This window comes from Paenibacillus foliorum (assembly GCF_013141765.1).
Taxonomy (GTDB): domain Bacteria; phylum Bacillota; class Bacilli; order Paenibacillales; family NBRC-103111; genus Paenibacillus_S; species Paenibacillus_S foliorum.
The window spans coordinates 79,655-99,418 of record NZ_WHOD01000056.1; the positions used below are offsets into that span (position 1 = coordinate 79,655).

Below are 19,764 nucleotides of genomic sequence, written 5' to 3' on the forward strand. Positions count from 1 at the left end.
GATATTCGGGGGCTTCCCCAGAAGTAATAGGGCTTTGATGGTTTACGTCACTTTTGGGGGATGCTTTTATGCACTAAGCCGTTATAGGACGAGCTTGAAGTATGAAAACGTGGCTGTCTTGTACAGCAAACTCGATATCGACAGGCATGTTGAAGAACGCTTCGATCTTTCGAGTCTCCTCCGCCAGTTCATCGATTTGCCGATCTGACAGGCAGAAGCGATTCTGCTCTTCATCCGTCGTTTCCATTTCCACCGTCTCTTTGGCTGCAGCAACGATTTTCATTTCCTTAAGGCCCAGCTCCTTCCGGATGCTGCCATCGGTCTTTCCGACATAATAGGCATCCGGGGTTACCAGTCCAGAAACAATGGCCTCTCCCAGTCCATAGCTGGCGTTAATTATGATTTCGTCCTTGTTCTTCGTCACCGGATTCATGCTGAAAATAACTCCCGAGACATCCGCCTGCACCATTCGCTGTACCAGCACACCCATGGGTAAACTGTTCATATGAACCCCAATGTTCTTTTGCAGCGCATACCCTCTCACACGAGCTGAGAACAGGGACGCCCAGCAGCGCTTCAAGCTTTCCAACAGATGAGGTAAATCTGTAACATTCAAAATGGTTTCATATTGTCCTGCGAACGATGCTTCCTCCAAATCCTCTGCCGAGGAGGATGACCTTACGGCAACGGCTACTCTGCTTTCTTCACCCTGAAGCTGCTCAAACGCCGCGACTACTTCATTACGCACCTCATCAGGAAGCGCAGCTTGAATAAACTGGTGTTCAATATCTGACATCGATTCTTCAGGCTTAAGTCCATTGTCTGCCAAAAAACGGTCCAACGCTTCAGAGGTAATGACAAATCCACCCGGAATTCTGATATTGTGACCTGTCAATTTCGCGAGCTGCAGCGCTTTCGAACCTATGCGTCCTTTTTGCTCATGACAGGCCTCATTTAATGCGAGTGTATACATCCTCCGAATCACCTCTTTACAAAATATTCACATTCCATCTAAATATATCAAATCGCGATCTCCAATTGTTATTTTTTTGTAAATATGGTTTCTGGAAATGAACAGAAAAAAATCCCGGTAACCATGATACAGTTAACGGGATTAGATAAGGGATCACCCTGAAGTACTGAAGGCTGCTGCGTGACGGTGCCGAATATGTATTTTGACGGTAATCTCTATTATTAATGATGCCTTTTCGGGTTATATCAACAATGTAAAAGGAAATGCCCTTAAATCATAGGGATTTACCTAAAGCTGCCCCGAGCTGAGCCATTAAGCCCATACCCATCTGGAATAACACACGGTAGCCGCTGCGCTGGAGCTCCTCTCCGCCTTGGTTCGTTTGCGATACCCCGCCAAGTAAGCCGTCCGGTGTCAAATGGAGAAGCAATCCGTCCCACGCTGTTTCAGCTTTGCTGCGGAATGCTTCTTCAAGGAAGCCGTAACGGACGCCAAGAGCCAGCGCTGCCGCAATCCCAGCCGATCCTCCCGCTTCAGCCCCGGTCACCGGGTCATCCGTAAACACGGCCCACAGACCGTCTTCCTGCTGCATTGAGGCGGCAATCACGGCTGCGCGGACAAACTCCTTAGCAGCCTCCTCATAATAGAGGTTTGGAGACTTTAGGCTCCAATCCTTAAGCTCAATTAAAATCCGAGCCGCACCAAGCAAATACCAGGCCCATGCGCGCGCCCAGTTCAGATAAGTACGCTGGCCTTGCACATCGGCACGTAAATAAATACCAGCCTCCGCAGCAAGACGCTCCTTACGTGACAGCAGCTGACGCAAGGCCAGCTCAGCCAAATCATCGCGGTCCAACGCTGCAGCTATTGCAGCCATAGGATAGCCCGCCGTATATACACCCTCGCCGGTAATGGTATCAGTTTCCCTATCGTAAACCGAACCGTCCTCCCGCTTATCAGCGTACCAATGCTCTATCAATGCACCGATTGCAGGATGATCAGGCTCAATCCGAGCCAGCACTGCATAGGGCAACGTTCGTTCAGTAACATCAGCGACAATTTTGCCGTTCTGCACCCGCGGTCCGCTATGCTCCTCCGACCCGCTGTTATCGGCCAAAAACTGTTGAAGATGATTTTTCACAGCATGCAGGTAGGTAATATCCTCCGTCTGCCGGTACAGGTCATACAGACCATCGAGTACACAGCCCTCCATCCACCCTGATCGATGATAGCAAACCTGTGACTTAAGATGGTGATTGAACAACGCCAACCGGTTCTTACTTGTGAAATCCTCTGTCTCTGGTAGAACGAGCAGATGCGGAGCAAATACGGAGCAATCCTTCCCCTCTCCCCATAATATCCAGACCGCTTCCGTTCCCTTGGTTAGTCGCAGCCCTATCCCTTCACGGTATATCCCGTCCACCATTCCGGGATCAACAGCAATTTCAAACATTTGCTTCGAGTATGCATACCTGACATCAAAAAGCCCGATGCGCCGTTTGCTTTCCGGAAGAAACGCCTCTACTTCCACTTCTCCCTTAATATTCGAGGCGAATGTTATACGCAGAGTTTGAACCCTAACCGGCTCTCTCGGCGTTGCCCCTGCAAAGAAAAACCGTGTAGCCGGACCAGTTCCGGGAATCTGAAGCCGTGCCAACTCGTCAGGAGCAGGTACAACCGCTACCGCTTGGAACCCTGACGGTATTTGAAGTCCCGGAAAGTGCAGCCCGGGAGCATCAACTGCGTCCGCGAACAGATACAGCCGCCTCCAAGGTAACTCCATGTTGCTCGTTCCCATTGCATTTCCCCCTAAGCAAGCTACTTTCAAATCACTGCATAAACGCTGTTTTCTTCAATAACGGCTTCATACTTTTTCAGCTTGACCAACGGATCGAGCAGAAGCTGTCCAGTTAACAAATCAAATTCCCATGCATGGAGAGGGCAGCGTAAAATTTGCTGCTCCCGGTCGTAATGATATTCATACACATTGGACGGCAGGTTCGTCCCTCCAACAAGACCTTTGCAAACACTCACACCGCGGTGAGGACATACGCTCCGATAGATGTGTACTCCCTGCTCCACATAGAACGCTCCAAGCTCTATGCCGTCAACGGTGACCAGTATTTTCCCGGATGCCTGTAAGTCCTCCAAGGTTGCGACAAAATGCTTGGTCATACCGACGCCCCCTTACCGGAGGGACGCTTCAGGCCGAACAGCTCCAATGCCGTTTCACCCATAACTGCATCGCGCAGATGCTTCGGAAGGGATAATTCCACCGTTTTCGGCGCATCGAAATCCCAGTGAGGGTAATCGGATGAATACAGTAATGTTTTATCCGCATGGATCATATCCAGAATTTGCGTGAAATGCTCTTTTTTCTCCGGCTCTTCAAGCGGCTGAGTCGTCAAATAGACATTGTCGATAATATATTGGGAAGGGTATTTTTTCAGCCAAGGTACGGATGACCGCAGAGCCTTATAGTGATTATCCAGCGTCCACATCACGTTAGGCAGCCACGATATGCCCCCTTCCATCCCAATGAGATTAAAGCCGGGAAACTTCTCAAATACGCCCTCGCAAACCAAGCTCAGCAAATGCGCAATGTAGCTAAGACTAAGTCCAGCATGCCATTCCATGTACCGGGTCGGATAACCGGCATTGGTCGGCTCCGGCGCTATTCCTCGGCCCTCGGCAGTAGGATGAATCGCAATCGGCAAGCCGTATTTCTCCGCCGCTTCATACAGCGGGTGAAAAATACGCTGCCCGTACAACGTCCGCGAAGCGCTCGGCATCACGATCTGCACCATATCCGGATGATCGCCCCACCGTTCAATCTCCTTCACGGCAGCGGGAATATCGCTGTTGTTAATGAGAATCGAGCCCTTAAACCGGCTGTCTTGCGGCAGCCAATATCCGGCCGTCCATTCGTTGTAGGCAGAAGCGACGGCATTCGCATAATCCGGGTTATAATACACGGAAATGTTAATGGCATCCGAGGTCAGAATGGCATAATCAATTCCATTCCCATCCAGCAATTGTTTTCTCATCAGCCCGGGGTCGCTTCCGGGAGGTCCGTCTTCAGGCTGAGCGTCTTTGCGGTAAGCCCCGATTAGCGAATAATAATGTGCCGGAATAATCCCCATAGCCTTCCATTCGTTATGCCAGGTTCTCGGTAAAAAAGGCAGCAGGTCATCTTTATCTTTAGGCGCATGGTGCACATCAATGTCTACAATAACTCTTTTGTCCATGACTGAATTCCCCTCCATTTTCAAGCCATCATTATATAAATTAGGCCTTCCTCCACGGCAGTCGGATACCCCCGCAGCTTTGCCTTGGAGTCAGCAGCCAGATGACGTCCGTCCGTTAAGTCGAATTCCCAGCCATGCCAAGGACACCGCAAAATTTGACCCTCACAGCCGAATTCATATTCATATACATGGGTCGGCAGTGTCGTTCCGTTAATTAACCCTTTACAAACGGGCGCGCCGGCATGGGGACACATATTGCGCCAAGCATAATATTGTCCTCCTATATAAAAGACGCCGATCTCCATTTCCTTTACGGTGACGATTTTTTTGCCGGCCACGTTTATTTCTTCTACAGTAGCAGCCAAGTACTTGTTCATTGTGCTGTCACCGCCTGCTCTCCATTGCGTCCGGGAAGCCGGTACAATTCCATCGCCGTCTCTCCCATCACACGCCGCTTCATTTCTTTAGGCATTGGCGGCAAAGCCATGAGCGGATTATCGAAATCCCAATGCGGATAATCCGTTGAGAACATCACCCTTTTATCCGCCCCGATCATTTGGAAAATTTGCAGCAAATGCTGCGGATCATCCGGCTCTTCAATGGGCTGGCTCGTTAAATATACATGCTCGCGAATATATTCCGAAGGCCTCCGCTTCAACCAAGGCACACTTGAACGGAGCGCCTTATAGTTTTTATCCATCCGCCACATCAGGTGAGGCAGCCATCCGATGCCACCTTCAATTGCGACAAATTTCAAGCCGGGGAACTTCTCGAACACGCCTTCGCAGATTAAGCTGTTTATGTGGGCCATATAACCGGTTGGCAGAATGTTATGCCATTCCAGATACCGTGTCGGATACCCCGCATTGGTAGGAGCCGGTGAAATACCGCGGCCTTCCCCGCCGGGGTGGACGGCAACAGGAAGTCCGTTCCGCTCCGCGGCTTCGTATATCGGATGGAAGAACCGCTGCCCATACAGCATGCTGGATGCGCTTGTCATTATGACCTGCACCATATTCGGATTGGCTGCCATACGGTCAATCTCCCGGGCTGCAGCCAACGGATCGGTATTATTAATCAGGATAGACCCTCTGAATTTGGGCGAAGCCTTGAGCCATACTTCAGCCATCCAATCATTCCATGCGGAAGCAACCGCAGTGGCATAATCCGGATCGGGGTACAGCGATATTTCAATCCCGGAATTCAGGATCGCATAGTCGATATGATATTGCTCAAGCAAATGCTTCAGCATAAAATCCGGGTCGCTACCCGGCCCGCCGCCATTGTCCGGAACGGCATCCTTCATCGCCCCACCGACTCCGGAGTAATAGACCCTTGCTGCGCCAATCCCCATTTCCAGCCATTGATCATGCCAGACCCGCGGAAGAAACGGCAGCAGCTCACTCAAGCTTTTCATACCATTGTGTACATCAGAATCCACTACTATAGGCTTTTCAGACATGGTTAATCCCGTCCTTTATTCAGAATTGTCAGCGATTTCGACCGCTATCCCTACTCCTTAACACTCCCCAGCACAATCCCTTTCATAAAAAACCGCTGCAGGAACGGATACACCAGCAAAATCGGCAGCGCTCCCAGAAAGATTTGCGCCGACTTCGCCGTACGGTCGGATACCTCCGCCAGCATTTCCATATCTACACTGCCTGCCAAGAGCGTATCCACTGCGGTAATGACCGTGTACAAATAGCTTTGCAGTGGGTAGTTTTGCGGCGAATTCATGAAAATAATACCGTCAAACCAAGCGTTCCATTGCCCGACAATCGAAAAGAGCGTTAAGGTTGCCAAAGACGGAGTCGAGAGAGGAACAAAGATGCGCCACAGCACAGTCCAATGGCCGGCTCCGTCCATGAACGCCGCCTCTTCCAGTTCCTTCGGCAGCCCCCGGAAAAAGTTGAGCAGGATGAGAATATTAAACACCGGGAGAGCATGGTGCAGCACAAGCGCCCATATCGAATCGATCAAGCCCAAAGCTTTTATCGTCATATAGAGCGGAATAAGCCCACCGTTGAACAGCATGGTAAATACAAATATCCAGGCGTAGAACGTTCTCCCTTTTAAGGCCGAGGATTCTTTGGACAAAGGATACGCAACCAGAATGATCAGCACCATATTCAACGTAACACCAATCGCGACCCGCTGTAGGGTTACCGTTAGCGACCGCAGAAATTCCGGCTTTTGAACAATAAATTCGTACGCTTTCCATGTAAAATCTACCGGCCACAGCTTAACATATCCGGCGGCGGCAGCGGAGCTTGAGCTCAGTGATATCGCAAACACGTTAACAAGCGGCAGAATGCACAGAATGGCCAGTCCGAGCAAAAGCGTATAATTGAAAGCAATAAACAACCATCTCGAGGCCGACAAACGTTCAACCATAACCTTCCTCCTTTCCTTAAAAAATTCTGTAATTAGCGAAGCGGTATGCGAGCAAATACGAGACAGAAAGCAAGACGAAAGACACAATAGACTTAAACAAACCAATGGCCGTAGCTACACCGTACTGGGCATCCACGATCCCGATCCGGTATACAAAAGTGTCGATAATATCTCCGCTCTCATAAACTACAGGACTATACATATTAAAAACCTGCTCAAACCCCGCATTCAGCACATTGCCTATGCTTAGGGTCACCATCAATACGATGATCGGAGCCATACCGGGTAAAGTCACATGCCACGTTTGTTTCCAACGGTTCGCACCGTCAATGACTGCAGCTTCATAAAGCGACGGATTGATGCTTGTGATAGCCGCCAAATAAATAATCGAGCTGAAGCCGAACTCCTTCCATTCATTAGAAAGTACCAGGGTAAAGGGAAACCAGCTGTTATCCGCCATAAAAAACACAGGCTCAATTCCTAACCACTTCAATCCTTGGTTCACAATGCCGCTGGAAGGAGACAAGATGTCCACTAAGATACCGCTAAGAATAACCCAAGATAAAAAATGCGGTAAATAAACCAATGTCTGTACGGTCCGCTTCACAAACTCTTTGCGTATTTCATTCATAAGTACAGCTACTGTAAGCGGTACGGCCAATCCCGCGGTTATTTTCATTACGGCAATGTAAACCGTATTCCAGATCACCTGAAAAAAGCTCGGAAGCTGCATAACATAAGCAAAGTTGTCGAGGCCAATCCAAGGCGAGCCCCATATCCCCCGGGTCGGCGTGAACTTCTGAAAAGCTATAACAATGCCCAGCATCGGGCCATAGCTGAAGATAAGCACAAGCACGAGGCCAGGGATGATCATCAGGTGCAAAGGAAGCTGCAGCCTCCATTTATTATTCATTCGGTATATCTCCCCTTCGCATCGTTGGTTAAGAGAGGGTGACGCAGGGAGAGCGGCATGTACCGACCGCTCCCTGCCCTCTGATCAACGAACCGGATTACTTGTTTTTGTTGAAGTAATCATTGACTTCCTTCTCAATGGCATCGCCGCCAAGCTTTTTCCATTCACCTGCAAATTTATCGAAATCGCTGAGCGGAGCTGCGCCCATAATTATTTTCGTTATCGTTTCGTTCTGGATTTTCTGGAGCGTCGATTCCTTCTCCACCATCGTAGCTGTCGGTGCGCCAGTAAAAGCGTTGAACTGGTAGTTTTTATTTTTCAAGTAGTTGGCAATAACTCCAAAAGAGCCTTCCGGTCCAAAGGTCCGTTCCGAGAACCACAGACTGTCGTCACCTTTACGGAAATTCGTGATCCGGCCGAAATGCAGCGATGCAGGGAAATCAAGCTTGCTCCCGTCACCCTTGTTCTTCAGCTCCTCGGCAACCTTTAAATGGGCATTGATATTCAGATCGGCGGGGTTAATCAGAATGGGGAAGTACTTGCCCGGATAAATGCCAGTCGCCGTATCAATGATAAACGGATTTTTCGAACCGCTGTAATCCGTTTGGAAATAATGCTTATTGTACAAATTCAATATTTTAACGATGGCTTCGGGATTTTTAATACCTTTCTTCACTACAAAGAATGTTGTCGCTGCATCATTAGCCTGCAGAATAACCGGCTTGCTGTCTGCAGATCCAATCGGGAACGCCCTCCAATCGGCTTTCGGATCGTTTTTGCGGTTATCCTTATAGAACGTTGTAGCATCAGCCACATAACCGAACGCCACGCCAAGCTTGCCAGCTGCGGCATCCTCCGCGACCTTTTTCCAAGGCTTTACCGAAAACTCTTTATCGATAACGCCGTCTTTGTATAATTGCTGCAGCTTCTCAAGAGCCGGCTTCATTTCAGGCTGCACCGAGCCGTAAACAAGCTTGCCGGAGGCATCCTTAACCCAGAAGGTCGGATAGGCATGATAAGCATTGAAGAAACCGATTAGTGAAGCCGGTGTTACTCCGTTATTGGATTCTTTAAATATATCCTTGTTGACTCCGAGACCGATGGTATCCGCCTTGCCGTTGCCGTCAGGGTCGTTCTTAGCGAAAGCGGTTGCAATTTTGATGACGTCATCCATCGTCTTGGGCTCCGGCAGATTGAGCTTTTGCAGCCAATCGGCTCGGATCCAAACCATACTTGCAGACGCGACTCCGTTATTCTCGAACGTTTGCGGAATCCCCATCAGCTTGCCGTTTACCGTAACGGATTTGATCGCCGCTCCACCGTCCTTGAGCAATGCCTCTTTAGTAAAGGGAGTTGCGTATTTGTCATACGCGGATGTAAGATCCTCGACTAGGTTAGAGTCGATCAGTCGCTGCATGACTACACGGTCGACAGCCATAAAATCAGGCAGCTCGCCTGAGGCAAGCGTTACATTCAGCTTTTGTGCAAACTGCGATGCATCGATGACCCACAGATTTTTTATTTTGATGCCCAGCTCATTGACCATAATCGGTGTCCATATATTTTTGTCGAGCGACTCCCCCTCGGCAAACTTGTAGCTCGCATCAATGGAGCGGACCGTAGACAACTCGATAGCCGGATTGTATTTACCGAACGGGTCGGCAGACTTGTTGTCAGCCGTTTCCGCAGGCGTATTAGGTGCTGCCGGTTTAGGCGGCTCCGCTTCCTTGCTTGAACTGCAGGCGTTCAGCAGCATAGCAAATGAAAGCGCTGCCGTTACAGCAAGTGAATTTCGCTTTATTCCTTTCATACACGTTCCCCCTTAACTATTTTCAGCTTACGTCTCGATTATAAAACGGGAATTTCATGAAACATAGAAGACTTTATTAACATCCTTATCTTATATTGCGCAATTGATGTTCCACGAAAATAAAAACCGGAAGACTGCCCGTTCAGGTCAATTCCCGGTATTCCACTGGAGTAGTGTTGGTTATTTTCTTAAATAAGCGGGTAAAGTAGGGAGCCGATTCGAAACCGACCTCAGCCGCGACTTCATGAATCTTTAAGCTGCTGTTTTTCAACAGATGCTTGGCGCGGGCTACACGGACCTCTGTAATGTAATCCAGTAAATTAATGCCCGTAAGCTGCTTGTAGATACGGGACAAATAAGGAGGACTCAGATTCACGACCTCGGATAACCGCGTCAGAGATAGCTCCTCACGGATAAACTCGTGCACGTATTGATGAATAAGCCGAATCATATCGTTCGTTCTTTCCTGCTGCATAGCGCCGTTGTAATCGGCAATGGCTTCCCCCAGCCGTTCATAATAGGCGATCGCGTCCTGCCACGAGCCGTGATTTTCCATCTGCGTATATTTATCCAGCTGCGCCTTGGCGGCAATAACGGAAACCAGATTGCGGCGGTTCACATACGACAGAAAAAATGCGGACAGGTTGGCGAACAGCTCTAATGTCAAATAAGTGATTTTGGCCTCCGTCAACTCCAGCGCATCAAAACGCGTAAGCTCTTCAAACATGCGTACAAACTGCTGTTTATCCCCGTTATCCAAATGCGCTTCAAGCAAATCAAGCTTGCGCATACGGTTGCGCAGCATCGTCTCCGCAAAGTAAGTTTGACTGGAGCGACCTTCTCCGCCTGCAGCCGTTCCTGCTCCTGATTCCGTTACCAGCATTTCTTTGCTGCGAACCAAGCCGCCGCTTAGCATCAGCTTCAAGGTATCGAACTGGCGGGCCGCTTCTTTCCATTCGCACGGCTGTGAGCTTAGGATGAGCGAAACCGGCAGCTTCAACAGCTTGCGGCAAGTTGCCTGAACGGATTCCGAAGTCCCTTTCACAAACAAACCAAGCCGCTCCCAGCCCTCACCCTCCGGAGTACCGTCTTGATAATGGAACGACTTCGGCTGAATAAGCCAAACAAAGCGGAACCGGTCGATTGGAACGAAGAGAAACCGGGTTTTATCCGTTAAAAACTCCTCTGCTATATTCTGAATGGAATAAAGCATCAATGATTTATCTGTCAAGGCTTGGTAAGCCCCCCAGTCGTCCACCCGCCCAAATGCGATATATACGGGTTGATCCGGTTCTAATCCGATGCCCAGCTCTGTAAATCGTTTCGCGCGTCCTGTGTCCGACTCCGCTTCCCCGGTCAGTAAATCGAGCAAATAGTCCCGGCGAAGGGTAGGAATGGACTGCAGCAGCAGCTGGTGGGCTTTAATGACGATGTCTCCCTCCTGCAGCTCCATAACAATTTCTTCCGCCGCCTTCTCGATGGCTTGGAAGATCGAATCGTCGCCTTCCGTTTTTAGAACGTAATCCATTCCTCCTTTCCTTATAGCTGTTTGGATATAGTCAAAATCACTGTAACCGGACAGGAAAATGATTTTGCAACGCGGCCATTGCTCCCGCACCAGGTCAGCCAGCTCAAGCCCGCCCATTCCGGGCATTCGTATATCGGTGAGCAGGATATCCAAGCGCATGCCGCGCATTTTATCCATAGCTTCCATACCTGTATAAGCTTTGTGTATGACCAATTCGTATTTATCCCATTCGCGTATAGCATCGGCTAAATAACCGACCGCTAACGGTTCATCATCGACTAGCATTAAGTGCAGCATAGTGTTCTTCCTCCTTATCCTTATCCTCCGCAAAATGAATGTTCATGGTCACCTTAAGCCCGCCCCGGGATCCAGGTGATAAGCTAATTCCCGAATCCGCGCCGAATTTCAACTGGAGCCGTCGGTGCACGTTGATAATGCCGCTAACCTCCGCATTCATCTTGTCAGATGCCAGCCTGCTTCTCCAGGCCGCAAATTGCTCCTCAGACATACCAGCTCCGTTGTCTTCCGTCACAATTCGCATCCCTTTTTCATCCGCCTCTATAGAGACAGACAGCAGCCCCTCCGTTACCGTATTTTCAAGTCCGTGCTGATAAGCGTTCTCCACCAGCGGCTGCAATATTAGACGGGGTACCATCAGGGAACGCAGCCCCTCCGGCAGGTCACTTATCGTTACCTTAAGCCGGTTGGAGAAACGGATATTTTGAATTTCCATATACATCCGGACATGGTGCCATTCCTGCTCCAGCGGGACATCATCCCCTGTTTTCTTAGTAATATAACGGAAATAATCGCCCAAATATTTCGTGAATTTCAAGCTGTTATCGTAATCCTGTGCCTTGGTCATCCGGTATAGCAAGTATAGGCTATTGTATAAAAAATGGGGGTTGATCTGGGACTGCAGCTGGTTTAACTCCGCTTGCTGCGTTTGCAGCTTCTGCTCATATACCTCGTAAATAAGCAATCTGAGCTTGGTTGTCATTTCATTGAACTGTTTATACATATAGCTGAATTCGTCTCTGCTCCGGTGATACAGGGAGATAGACAGATTGCCGGATTCAACCATTCGAAAAGCCCGCACCATCTTCGCTAACGGCTTATGTATGACCTGATACACCCACAGCGAAACCAGCACAATAAGAATGGCTGTTACTAACGACATGAGCATAAGGAAGCCCTTATATTTTTTTAACGAACCTAATATCTCAAACTCAGGTACATAAACCAGAAGTACGGTGTCCGTTTCGGGGGCATATTCATACGCGGTAATGTAATTTTGCTTGTTCAGCCGGACGGTTTGGATTCCATTGTGATTGCCCTGTTCACTTTTCACCCATTCCCATACATTTTGGGCAATCGGTTTCATCACCTGTTGGTCCGTATCACCCGCAATCATCCACTTGGAGCTTACAATCGCCGCTCCGCCTTGCTCAAAGCCGGAAATTTGCTGCAAAAACTGCTGCAGTTGAATGACAGATACTTCCGTTTCCAGCACAAATATAGGATCCCGCTGCTGTGAAACAGGCAAGGACGGGTAAAACTCCCGGAGAAATAATCTTCCGTCTTCATATTCCAAAGGAGAAGTACCTGTCCTATCGCGTGAACGTTTCAGGCGGTCTATCACACTGGCAGGAAGCTCATCCGACAGCTCGTCAGTGGATACGATTCTTTGAATTGGTGGAATGTAAGCGCTTGCTTTTGTTACGTAAATGCCTGAACTTTTCATCAAATTAAGCTTTTGCTGAAATTGCCTCATGATGGACGAACGCTCGTAATAATCGAGGTTTTCCGCAATAACCCCTAATGAGACCAATCCGTCGTCATTCACATATTCGCGCTGCAGCCGAATCATCCGATCGATTTCTTTATTCAATGAATTGTTATAGAAATGGATCTGCGACTGTAGTGAGCTTGAAATTTCGTTTCGGACGATTCCGGAACCGACATCATTCATATGCATCGCCAGCGCATAGACGGGAACCATCACTAGAAAGAACATCGCCAGCAGCTTAGTAAATATGGAAAACCTCCAATTCTGCCAATTTAACTTCATAGACATGTTGCATCCCCCTCACGTTCTACACGAAACGTTGATCTTTTTAACAGTGTACCATGATTCACTGATCCAATATCAAGCCCCAACTTAGCCTAACCCGAAAATTTACGGTCCGTGTATATCCCCCACCCAAGCCTACTTCTTGCCATACGTTATAAGAAAAGATTTAGCTGAAAAAATGAATAAACCCCATTGCCAGAGGGTTAAGTCCCTTTAACAATGGGGTCGCATTAATATTCCAAGCTAATCAAGCGTATCTACCAAGTGAACTCCGGGCGGAAGCACACCCTCGATGTGATGCCTTATCGGCTCCAGATCCTCACTGAGAATGGCTATAATACCGCTGTCCTCGCGCGAACGAATTAATCTGCCCATCCCCTGCTTAAGTCGCAGCAGCATGTAAGGAAGATCCACTTCCTCGAAGGGCGATGCGGCAGCTTGCCGTTTGGCCATAAATACAGGGTCTTGAGGAGGAAAAGGAAGCGCCCATATAATCACATTCGAAAGCGAAGGACCAGGAATGTCGAGTCCCTCCCATAAGCTGACCGCACATAGAACACTCAGCTCATCATGCTGGAAGGAGGAAATTAAGCCGCTTATTTCTTGATCACCCTCAAACAAGAAGCGAAGTGCAGCACATTCCGGATAATGGGAAATTTCTTTCTTAAACCGCTGCAGCTCATCCTTAGTCGGAAACAGTATCAATGCTCTTCCTTCCGTTCGCTCCAGCAGTCGAACAGCGGTCTTCATTTTCTCGGAAAATGTTCCTCCATAGGACCATTTGGGTGCTACCACTTTCATTTGGTGCTCATAATCGTACGGAGAGTCGACTGAAAAGGATAAATACTTCTCAATCCCGAGACTGTCCACTACATAATCAAACGATCCCTCTACCGATAAAGTAGCTGATGAAAAAATAATCGGAATACCAGAATTGAACACTCTTTCACTGAGCACTTCTTTGACGGTTCTTGGCATAATGACCAGACTGAGTCCATTCACACTTTCCGTCACCCAACAGATCAAAGTCTCTGATTGGTGAAAAAGATTCAGTGCCTTCTGCATCATCTCCAGATGCTCCTCAACAATGCGCAGCTGATACTCGTTCAAGGTGTACATCTCACTCTCGAAAACCAGCTCTTCCTCTATGGCCGCAAGCAGCTTTTGAAACTGAAGTATCTCGTTGAGCAGCTGCTCGTTCAATATAATCTGTTTCCTATCGGATCCAGGAATTGCTATGCTCTGACGCTCCAATAAGTCGAACATCGTCTCGCTTTGCTCAATCGCTTCATCTATAAGCACGGCTAATGTTTCTCTCACTTCACCTTTAAGCAGCCGGGTAATTAATTCCTCGAAAACCACATGCTTCAGCTTGTAGGTCAATGCCTTCTGCGCAGCCGATTCCAGCAAATGCCCTTCATCGAAAACAACGGTACAGTGATCCGGCAGCAGCGGCAATTGTCCCTCGCGTTTGCGTCCCTCATACGTCCACACATGCTCCATATAAAAATCATGCGAGCAAATAATTAATTCTGTGGACTTCCTGTAATGGTCTCGTGAAAGCGTCTGCCCACACCGGTGCCGCTTATCGCAAACGAAGCAATCCTGAAACACATCCCAGCTGACATTGTACCATTGCTCATCGTTCATATTCGGGTACTGCTTCCGGTCTCCATAAGCGTGAAACGACTGCAGTGCATCGTAGGAATGAACAAACTCTGGCAGGCCCTCGTATAAATCCTTATACAGCCCTACCTCCTCGTGCCCAAGACGCGCTTCATCCAGCTTCACAAGGCAAACATACTGGTCTGGAGATTTGCCTAACCTCGCGTCGATAGCCAGGCTAAGATGCTTAGCTAGCTTCGCAATATCACCTTCCGGCTTGACCAGCTGCTCGATCAGAGACTCGTCCGCACAGGCGATAATAGCTGGCTTGCGCGTATAACGCGCATAACAAATCGCATACAACAAATATACCAGCGTCTTCCCTGTTCCCACTCCGGCTTCTGCAAAAATCGTCTGCTTCTCAGCGAATGCCCGCTCCAGCTGAAACGCCATATAAATCTGCTCATCGCGAACCTCAAAGCCCGCTTCCGGCAGTATATCGTAGAATACATCCGCTATCCATTCGCTTACTTGTTGAATAAAAGGCTGTGAATGATTATATGAAAAAGGATACTTCTCCACTGTTACTTTTCCTCCATGAGATCAAATTCCAATAAACCCGTACACCGCAATGCGTGTATGGCTGAACATAATATTATCACATGATCCCTGTATAAAAGCAAAGCTTTTACACAATCATTCAAGCCCCTATGAGCTCCTATGAGTCTAAATATTTTAAAGCGTTTACATTTCCTGATAGCGCAACACGCTGTACAAGCTGCTGCACCGCCTTCTATTTGCGAAAATCCAGGTGCAGATTCCCCTGACTCTCTAATTTCTCAATCTGTTTGCAAATCTCATGCTGCCACTCCATATCGTTAGACATTGAAGCCACTAGTGATAAATTGTAAAGACTGGATAATTTTCGGGCAAATATAGCATTATAATGCATGCAGGCTGACATTTCCGATTGTTCATCCACTGTTAATTCCCTTTGCCGCCCAATCGTCCATAGCTCAGCAAGCCTCCAATGTACCGATAGCATGTATTTCCCCCACTTCTGCCTATTTATAGTAACTATTATGGGCAAAGAGGGCACAATTTAGACGCAAAGTCATTTTACAATAATAAAATAAATACTCCCGCTCCCATTACCTGAGTTAAGAAAACCAGTTAGACTTGACACGAAACCAAATGGTTTCGTATAATACAAATGCGAAACCATTTGGTTTCATATTATATTTCACATGGAGGTACATGCATATGCAGGAAAATACTCAAGGTACAATACCGGATATACGACATACACTGGTTTTGAATGCACCTATTCAAAAGGTTTGGGACACCGTCTCCACATCAGAGGGCATCGCGGCTTGGTTTATGCCTAATGATTTTCAACCCGTGCTCGGATATGAATTTACTTTAAATGACAAGAATTTCGGCACTTCTTATTGCAAAGTAACGGAGATCGATCCGCCAAACAAGCTTGTTTTCTCATGGGGCAAGGATTGGCAGATTTCCTTTGATTTAAAAGATCTGGAAGGCAAGACGGAGTTCACACTTATTCATTCCGGATGGGAAGCTGGAAAGCTTACAGAATTCAATATGCCTCATGAGGCTGTAAGAGATAGAATGAACCAAGGCTGGGGAGGCATTACCCAACAGCTTGCCAAGCTGGTCGAGGCTTAAGATGGCTGACGCTGCTCCCAAGCATGATGTGTTTCAAGCCATCGCTGATCCAACCCGCCGCAAGCTGCTGCAATTGCTCAGCGATCAAGAAATGCCGGTTACGGTTATCAGCGGCCACTTTCCGATGAGCCGTACGGCTGTCTCCAAGCATCTGCGCATACTGTCGGATGCTGGACTTGTGAAGGAGCAGAAGGTTGGACGCGAAACGCGGTATAGTCTTCAGGCGGAGCCTCTGCTAGAGCTGAAGCGCTGGCTTGCCTATTATGAACGCTTCTGGGAAAATAAGCTGAATGTACTGAAGCACTTGGTGGAAAATGAAGCATCTGATAACGGGAGTCCCGAAGGACTCAGCGTTATCGAGGGACGAGCTAAGGACAAATCTGACTAAACCCTTTCAACCCATAGAAGTATACTTACGAAAAACCCTCCTAATCCACTTTAAAAGTGGGTTAGGAGGGTTTCCATTTCGTTTGGCGCTCTTTTAATCGATATTACCATTGTTGCTGCGTAATGCGGAGCGCTAAATCTCGCCCCTGTCGCCGCGGTTAATAGATGTTTCTAAGGCTGTAAAGTAGTCTCTACTGCGGAAGCAGCAGCTGGCTCTGCTGTAGGTGCTTTGGGAGCCGCAGAAGCTGCGGGGGCCGCAACAGCAAGGTCCACTTTGTTGTTGCCATTTACGGTGACATCTTCAAATCTGCCGTTTACTTCAACCCATCCCCTTGCCAGCACGGAGGCTTGACCTGAATTAGCTACAATTTTCCCCATATACAATCGTTCGCTGCACTTTTTGTGATTGCCGAAATTGATATGGTAGGTCCCAGTAGCGTTCGCCTTCAACTGAAAGGCTTTTCCAGGCACAATACTGGATTGTATTTCACGGTATGAAGAACCTTCTTCATTAAATGAGGACCCATCTTGACCATACAAATACAAGGTTAAATCAGACGTTGTCGATAAAGCATTGGATAATTGGAATGAAAAATCCAGCGAGTTCTCCGAGCTGCAATATGTGTTCATAGGAATTTGAAAGGCTATTTCGCTCGGCAGTGCTGCTTGCTGCTGTGTGCTGGCAGATAGCGAAGGCTCAACCGCTCTTGCCGGAAGCATAAACACCAGACTAAGTGCTATAGTAGGAATAATGACCTTTTTAAACATCTGTTTCATACATCGTTCTCCTCTGATCTTAAAGAATAGCTCTGCATTTATGAATCAAGCGCATAGCTAATTTAACTTTAATAAACTGAGCCCGGATTGTCTATAGTTCACCTGAATTAAACCTATAGTCCTGCCAGATCCCACTTGCCCTAACAGAATCACGAACGATCAAGGGATATATGAAGAGGTTTGGCCAATACTTGCGGTTGTTTATTAAAGATTCACTTTATTTCACATTTTTTAAAAGCGCCAAAGTTAATGTAACCGCCTCAGCTCGGGTAGCACTGGCATTGGGAGCGTAGAGATTATTATCTCTGCCATTAATAATGCCGAGCTTCGACGCTGCTGCAACCTGGGCATAGGCCCACTGTGGAATTTGCTGTTCGTCTGCAAATGTTAACTTCTCATTCCCATCAGGTTGAAGCCCCAGTGCACGCCCAATCATAACCGCGATTTCCGCTCGGGTAATATTACGGTCAGGGCGGAAGGTATTATCTTCATAGCTGCTAATAATTCCTGCACCGATAGCCTGCTCAAGATGAGGTCTAACCCACTGCGGAATTTGGTTAAGATCCGAATAATTTAATTCAGCTTTTTTACCTTCCAGCTTTAAGGCGCGACTTATTAGTACTGTAAATTCGGATCTGCTAATTTCGCCTTCAGGCTTAAATTTACCATCCTCGTAACCATTGGCAATACCTGATGCTACCGCCTGTTCAATTGATGCTTTAGCCCAGTGGCTATCTACGTCAATTAAAACTTGAGCTGGTGCTGTTGGTTTGGCGGGAGTTGGTGTTACTGACTCGATAGCCTTCGGCTGATCCTTAGATGTTGATTGGCCGCTTCCCCCTGGTGCTGTACTTGGTGCTGAGCCTGCCGCTGAGTCTCCTTTATCAACTGAAACATCGCTTATCCGTTGTCCGCTAGCTTTATCAAAGGAAATCTCTATATCATACTCATGGAAATAATTGAACGCAGCCCAATCAACCTTGACCCAAGCCTTAAGCTTCTTAGACAAATCCTTGACCTCAAATTGAACATCTCGCGTATTTTTCACCTCATTGGTGGCGATGATCTTCGTATCCTTCAATACGCCGTCAAACTCGGTTTTGAATGCCGTATTCTCTTTACTTTGCTTAAGAGTGAACGAGAAATATTGTTTGCCTCCCGTTACGGTTAACTTTCCGGGGTTAATCACATAATCCTGCATAACCGAATTCTGTTCAGTACTGAACTTCTTGATTACATAATTCATTGAATATATACCGTCTTTTAGTGAACTGGTACTCGAACTCGAATTGGCAACGGATGCGGATGACGGTACGTCTGCGGCCCACACCGTACAGATTGGCGCTGCTGAAACCAGCAGAGAAAATAGACATACACTGGACATAACTTTGTTAAATGGACTTTTCATATGGATTGCCTCCTTCATTGTTTTACTGCCTCATTGTTTACTGCCACAGCACCGGATGTGCTAGCATTTACTTCTCCTTTTGCATATCTCACATCATTTCCGCTATGCATTTCTTTCTGCTTCTCCACAAGCCTTCCATGCACAACGAGTCTTCCCTCATTCGGGTCCAAGGTGTAATCACAGGTAGATAAGGTTAATAAACGGTCCTGCTCAGTCAGTGTGTCTTCCGACTTGTACATGGACCTTTGGCGGATACTATCGTAAAACTGGAGCCGATCTTCAGGGCCGCTAAATTCCGTCTCAATATAATTAAAATCTGTTGTGGTATAGTAGACGGAGAAAACTTCGACGTCATAACTCGCATATAACGTGTCATAAGAGATCCGTCGATGGGTTTCAAAAAAATCCCGGTTCATATATTTCTTCAAATCTCCAAACATCGAGCCATCCTTCATTCGGTGACCATACAAAATCGTATTCGAGCTATCCGTAGTCACATCGTTCCTAAAATCCATGAAAATACTCCCGGCCTTCGCATCCTCACGTTTATAATTACGGGATAAATAATACTCGTTGTCCTCAGCCCGAACGATTGGATAATCGATTAGAGTGTCGGCAATTTTTAACCAGCCTGTAATATCCGGGTTGACCGTAAGCAAACCATGGAACGATGGTCGGACAGTTAAGGGTCGGGTATCGGACTTATCTTCGACCTTAATAGCGGCCTCGGAAGCGGCGTCCTGCTCTGTCCCCTCAAGGCTGCTATAATAAACCGATTGTGCCTCGGTCAAAGCTTTTCGATTCTCAAAGTAACCCATCGCCACACTGCTCAGCTCGATGAACGAGAATAGAAACACGCCTAACGCCAGCAGCGTTACTAATTCCGGGAAGCCGATTTTTTTGCTATACGAAAGTTTGGCTTTAAGAGATATTATCCAATGAAATTTACTCACGT

18 protein-coding genes are annotated in these 19,764 nt (G+C 47.6%); 2 read left to right on the forward strand and 16 right to left on the reverse strand.

What is annotated here, in order from left to right; translation table 11 throughout:
- Positions 1-73: 73 nt before the first annotated feature.
- The 13 genes from GC093_RS15115 to GC093_RS15175 all read right to left on the reverse strand — a co-directional run bounded on the left by GC093_RS15115 (position 74) and on the right by GC093_RS15175 (position 15,593).
- Positions 74-973 (reverse strand): PEP/pyruvate-binding domain-containing protein, encoded by a 900-nt coding sequence (locus GC093_RS15115; protein WP_171652720.1) that lies wholly within the window; start codon positions 971-973, stop codon positions 74-76.
- A gap of 274 nt (positions 974-1,247) precedes the next feature.
- Complete coding sequence (locus GC093_RS15120) at positions 1,248-2,756, reverse strand: glycoside hydrolase family 88 protein (protein ID WP_171652721.1); 1,509 nt, start codon at positions 2,754-2,756, stop codon at positions 1,248-1,250.
- 41 nt (positions 2,757-2,797) lie between these two features.
- Entirely contained in the window at positions 2,798-3,148 is a 351-nt protein-coding gene (locus GC093_RS15125) for a Rieske (2Fe-2S) protein (protein WP_171652722.1), read from the reverse strand.
- On the reverse strand, positions 3,145-4,221 hold the full coding sequence (locus GC093_RS15130; RefSeq protein WP_246314414.1) for an amidohydrolase family protein: 1,077 nt from the start codon (positions 4,219-4,221) through the stop codon (positions 3,145-3,147). The genes GC093_RS15125 and GC093_RS15130 overlap by 4 nt, the downstream gene beginning before the upstream one ends.
- 20 nt (positions 4,222-4,241) lie before the next feature.
- Positions 4,242-4,598, reverse strand: coding sequence for a Rieske (2Fe-2S) protein (locus GC093_RS15135; RefSeq protein WP_171652724.1), 357 nt, complete (start codon positions 4,596-4,598; stop codon positions 4,242-4,244).
- Entirely contained in the window at positions 4,595-5,683 is a 1,089-nt protein-coding gene (locus GC093_RS15140; protein ID WP_171652725.1) for an amidohydrolase family protein, read from the reverse strand. The genes GC093_RS15135 and GC093_RS15140 overlap by 4 nt, the downstream gene beginning before the upstream one ends.
- Before the next feature lie 50 nt (positions 5,684-5,733).
- Positions 5,734-6,618, reverse strand: a complete 885-nt coding sequence (locus tag GC093_RS15145; protein WP_171652726.1) for a carbohydrate ABC transporter permease — start codon at positions 6,616-6,618, stop codon at positions 5,734-5,736.
- 16 nt (positions 6,619-6,634) lie between these two features.
- Positions 6,635-7,531, reverse strand: a complete 897-nt coding sequence (locus tag GC093_RS15150; RefSeq protein WP_171652727.1) for an ABC transporter permease — start codon at positions 7,529-7,531, stop codon at positions 6,635-6,637.
- 97 nt (positions 7,532-7,628) lie between these two features.
- On the reverse strand, positions 7,629-9,341 hold the full coding sequence (locus GC093_RS15155; RefSeq protein WP_171652728.1) for a type 2 periplasmic-binding domain-containing protein: 1,713 nt from the start codon (positions 9,339-9,341) through the stop codon (positions 7,629-7,631).
- Positions 9,342-9,483: 142 nt separating this feature from the next.
- Positions 9,484-11,166 (reverse strand): response regulator, encoded by a 1,683-nt coding sequence (locus tag GC093_RS15160; protein WP_171652729.1) that lies wholly within the window; start codon positions 11,164-11,166, stop codon positions 9,484-9,486.
- Positions 11,141-12,946, reverse strand: coding sequence for a sensor histidine kinase (locus tag GC093_RS15165; protein WP_171652730.1), 1,806 nt, complete (start codon positions 12,944-12,946; stop codon positions 11,141-11,143). Before GC093_RS15165 ends, GC093_RS15160 begins: the two co-directional genes overlap by 26 nt.
- 240 nt (positions 12,947-13,186) lie before the next feature.
- Positions 13,187-15,130 (reverse strand): ATP-dependent DNA helicase, encoded by a 1,944-nt coding sequence (locus GC093_RS15170; RefSeq protein ID WP_171652731.1) that lies wholly within the window; start codon positions 15,128-15,130, stop codon positions 13,187-13,189.
- Between the two features lie 211 nt (positions 15,131-15,341).
- Positions 15,342-15,593 (reverse strand): DUF7667 family protein, encoded by a 252-nt coding sequence (locus GC093_RS15175; RefSeq protein WP_171652732.1) that lies wholly within the window; start codon positions 15,591-15,593, stop codon positions 15,342-15,344.
- Positions 15,594-15,811: 218 nt separating this feature from the next.
- On the opposite strand from GC093_RS15175, the gene GC093_RS15180 reads away from it, so the two are divergent.
- Positions 15,812-16,237: an SRPBCC family protein gene (locus GC093_RS15180; protein WP_171652733.1), complete on the forward strand. Its 426-nt coding sequence runs from the start codon at positions 15,812-15,814 to the stop codon at positions 16,235-16,237.
- A 1-nt stretch (position 16,238) separates the two neighbouring features.
- Entirely contained in the window at positions 16,239-16,625 is a 387-nt protein-coding gene (locus tag GC093_RS15185) for an ArsR/SmtB family transcription factor (protein WP_171652796.1), read from the forward strand.
- 170 nt (positions 16,626-16,795) lie between these two features.
- Here the strand turns inward: GC093_RS15185 and GC093_RS15190 are convergent, their stop codons facing one another.
- The 3 genes from GC093_RS15190 to srtB all read right to left on the reverse strand — a co-directional run bounded on the left by GC093_RS15190 (position 16,796) and on the right by srtB (position 19,762).
- On the reverse strand, positions 16,796-17,401 hold the full coding sequence (locus GC093_RS15190) for a hypothetical protein (protein WP_171652734.1): 606 nt from the start codon (positions 17,399-17,401) through the stop codon (positions 16,796-16,798).
- A 217-nt stretch (positions 17,402-17,618) separates the two neighbouring features.
- Positions 17,619-18,809: an S-layer homology domain-containing protein gene (locus GC093_RS15195; protein ID WP_171652735.1), complete on the reverse strand. Its 1,191-nt coding sequence runs from the start codon at positions 18,807-18,809 to the stop codon at positions 17,619-17,621.
- 14 nt (positions 18,810-18,823) lie between these two features.
- Entirely contained in the window at positions 18,824-19,762 is a 939-nt protein-coding gene (gene srtB, locus GC093_RS15200) for a class B sortase (RefSeq protein ID WP_376768654.1), read from the reverse strand.
- Between the last annotated feature and the right edge of the window lie 2 nt (positions 19,763-19,764).